Raw genomic sequence first — 2,886 nt, 5'->3', positions numbered from 1 at the left:
CGCTGGCCGAGGCGGTGGCGGCGGCGCTGGCCGAGGAGCGCGCCATGCGCCTCGCCGCGCTGCGCACCGCGCTGGCGCCCGCCGCTATCGAGATCGCGGCCGAGCCGCCGGCGGCCGGCGATGCCGAGACGGGCGCGACCGTCCTGCTCGCGGCGGGCTGCGAGGCGGCGCTGGAAGCCGCCCTGTCCCGCCTGCCGCCCGAGGCGCAGGACGGCGCCTCGGCCGATCTGCGCGGCCCGCTGCCGCCCCTGCTCTTCGCGCCGCTGCGCGTGGCCGAGCTGGAGCCCGCCGCGGTGACGGCGGCCTGGCGCCTGCTGGATCTGCCGGACCGGCTGGGGACGGAGGAACTGACGCGGCGCTGGCGCGCCCTGGCGCGGGAGCTGCACCCGGATACCGGCGCCGCCGCCGCCGACCCGGCGCGGCTGGACGCGGCCGGGCAGGCCTATCGGTTGCTGCGCGGCCTGGCGGCGGCGCGCGGGGAGCTGGACCTGGCGGCGCTGGCCGCCCGCGCCGGCCGCCACCTCGCCATCCCCGCACCGTCCGCGGCGGAGGCCGCCTGACATGCCCGATGTGCTCTATGCCTATGCCGTGCTGTCCGCCGCTGCCGCGCCTCCGCTGCCGGCGCCGGCGCGGCTGGTCGCGCTGGACGACCTGGCGGTGCTCGCCGCCCCGGTGCCGCGGGCCGAGTACGAGGGGCCGGAGAGCCGGACGGGCGACCCCGCCTGGGTCGCGGCGCGCGCGGCGGAGCACCATGCGCTGGTCGCCGCCGCCTTCGCCGCCGGGCCGCTGCTGCCGCTCGCCTTCGGCGCCGTCTTCTCCGGCGAGGCGGCGCTGCGCGCCTGGCTGACGCCGCGTGCCGCGCGGCTGCGCGCCGCCCTGCAGGATGCCGCGGGCGCCGAGGAATGGACGGTGACCCTGGCCGAGGATGCGGCGGCGCATGCCGCGCATCTCGCCGCCACCGACCCGGTGCTGCGCCGGCTGGAGGACGCGCTGGCCCGCGCCCCGCAGGGCACGGCCTTCCTGCTGGAACGCCAGCGCGACCGCGCGCTGCAGGCGGCCCGTGCCGGCCGCCGCGCCACCCTGGGGGACGCGATCGCCGCCGCCCTGGCGGCCGAGGCGCGCGCCCCGGTGGAGGCCATCGCCGCGACGCGCGAGCGCGAGGCGCGCTGGACCGCGCTGGTCCCCGCCACGGCCATGGCGCCGGGCGGCCGGCTGCGCGCCATGCTGTCGGCGCTGGTCGCGGCGCGGACGGGCACCGGCCTCGGCCTCGCCCTGTCCGGCCCATGGCCACCCTATGCCTTCGCCCGCGCCGCCCTGGCCGATGACGGGGGGCTGCGCCATGCCGGCTGACCCCCGCCCGCCGCTGCCCGCCACCGCCCCGCCGCCCGAGGCGCTGGTGGATGTGCTGGACCGGCTGCTCGACACCGGCGTGGTGCTGGACGGGCAGGTGACCATCTCGCTCGCCGGCGTGGACCTGATCCATGTCGGGCTGCGGGCGCTGCTCGCCTCGGTCGACACCGCGACCCGCATGGTCCTGCTGCCGGAGAAGGGCGCATGAGCGCGGCGCTGTCCGCCGCCGCGCCGGAACTGGCGCGCATCGCCCTCGACCCCGCCCGCGTCGAGCAGGACCTGGCGCGGCTGGCGATGACGATCGTCGAACTGGTCCGCCGCCTGCTGGAAGCCCAGGCGATCCGCCGCTTCGAGGCCGGCAGCATCACCGCGGAGGAGGCCGAGCGCCTCGGCCTCGGGCTGCTGCGGACGCGCGAGGCGGTCGGGACGCTCTGCGAGCGCCTCGGCCTGCGGCGGGAGGAGCTGAATCTCGATCTTGGCCCGCTCGGGCCGTTGCTCTGACGGGCAGGAGGCCCCGATGACCCTGACGCTGCGCACCCTCGGCCCCGCCTGGATCGCCGCCGCCGGCACCGCGCTGCTCGCCGCGCTGCTGCTGGGGATCGCCCTGGTCCTGCCCGCCCTGCCCGGGATGGGCGCGCCGCCCTCTGGCATGGCGCGGGAGGTGTTCGACAGCCTGCCGGCCGAGACCGGCGGCACCAAGCTGCGGGAGGAGCTGCGGGCGCTGGCGCCGCAGCTGCCGCCCAATGCCCGCAGCCGGATGGAGCAGATCCTGGCGGCGGAGGAACGCCGCTCCGCCGATGCGCCGCCGGCCTTCGTGCTGGGCAGCCTGGTGGCAAGGCTGGAAGCCGCGGCTTCCGGCCTGCCGGCTGCCGCGCCGCCGATGCCGGCGCGCGAAGGCCTGGTCCTGGCCGCGGGCGGCGCCGGGTTGCTGGCGGCACTGCTGGCGCTGCTGGCCGGGCCGCTGGCCCTGGCGCCGCTCTCGGCGCTGCGCGCCGGGCTGGGCGGCCGCTGGGGGACGGAGCGGGAGGATCTCTGGGGCGCGCTGGCGCGCGACATGGCGGCGCGGCCGACCGCCCCGCCTGCCGCTTCCCCTGCCCCGGCGGCGATGCCGATCGACCTGCCGACCGAGGATCTGCTGGAGGCCGGGCGCGCCCTGAAGGAAGCGGCGGCCGAGGGCACCCGCATGGCCCGCGCCGCGGCCGCCGCGCAGGTGCGGCTGGACCGCGCCGTGTCGATGACCGATCAGGCGACCGAGGCGCTGGCCAAGCTGCCACGCCTGGCGGCGGCGCAGACCGAGGCGATCGCCCTGCTCGCCGCCCGGCTGGAAGCTGCGCCGGAGGGCGAGGAGCGTCCCCCGATGGAGGCGGCGCTGGCCGAGCGGCTGGAGGCCGCGGCGCAGCGCCTGGCGGCGGAATTCGAGGCGGTGCCGGTGGCCGCCGGCACGCTGCGCGCGGCGGCGGAGCGGCTGGCCGAGGAGGCGGGCAGCGCCATCGGCCGCATCGCCGAGGCGGCGGCGGCGCAGGCCGAGCCGGCGGC

5 protein-coding genes are annotated in these 2,886 nt (G+C 79.7%); all 5 read left to right on the top strand.

What is annotated here, in order from left to right; genetic code table 11:
* Positions 1 to 560: J domain-containing protein (locus E2C05_RS30670; protein WP_192912557.1), on the top strand; the 560-nt coding region annotated here is incomplete at its 5' end.
* A 1-nt stretch (position 561) separates the two neighbouring features.
* Positions 562 to 1,350 carry a GvpL/GvpF family gas vesicle protein gene (locus tag E2C05_RS30665; RefSeq protein WP_133223399.1) on the top strand — a complete coding sequence of 263 codons (789 nt, stop codon included), beginning with the start codon at positions 562 to 564 and terminating at the stop codon, positions 1,348 to 1,350.
* A complete protein-coding gene (locus tag E2C05_RS30660; protein WP_192912556.1) occupies positions 1,340 to 1,558 on the top strand; it encodes a gas vesicle protein in 219 nt (72 codons plus the stop codon). The genes E2C05_RS30665 and E2C05_RS30660 overlap by 11 nt, the downstream gene beginning before the upstream one ends.
* Complete coding sequence (locus E2C05_RS30655) at positions 1,555 to 1,851, top strand: gas vesicle protein K (RefSeq protein WP_133223397.1); 297 nt, start codon at positions 1,555 to 1,557, stop codon at positions 1,849 to 1,851. The genes E2C05_RS30660 and E2C05_RS30655 overlap by 4 nt, the downstream gene beginning before the upstream one ends.
* 16 nt (positions 1,852 to 1,867) lie before the next feature.
* A partial coding sequence (locus E2C05_RS30650) for a hypothetical protein (RefSeq protein ID WP_205083196.1) occupies positions 1,868 to 2,886 on the top strand: 1,019 nt, incomplete at its 3' end.

Origin of the sequence: Paracraurococcus ruber (assembly GCF_004353985.1) — a bacterium.
Classification (GTDB): domain Bacteria; phylum Pseudomonadota; class Alphaproteobacteria; order Acetobacterales; family Acetobacteraceae; genus Paracraurococcus; species Paracraurococcus ruber.
Note: the sequence above shows the minus strand (reverse complement) of the source record. Positions and strands in the feature narration are given on the sequence as shown.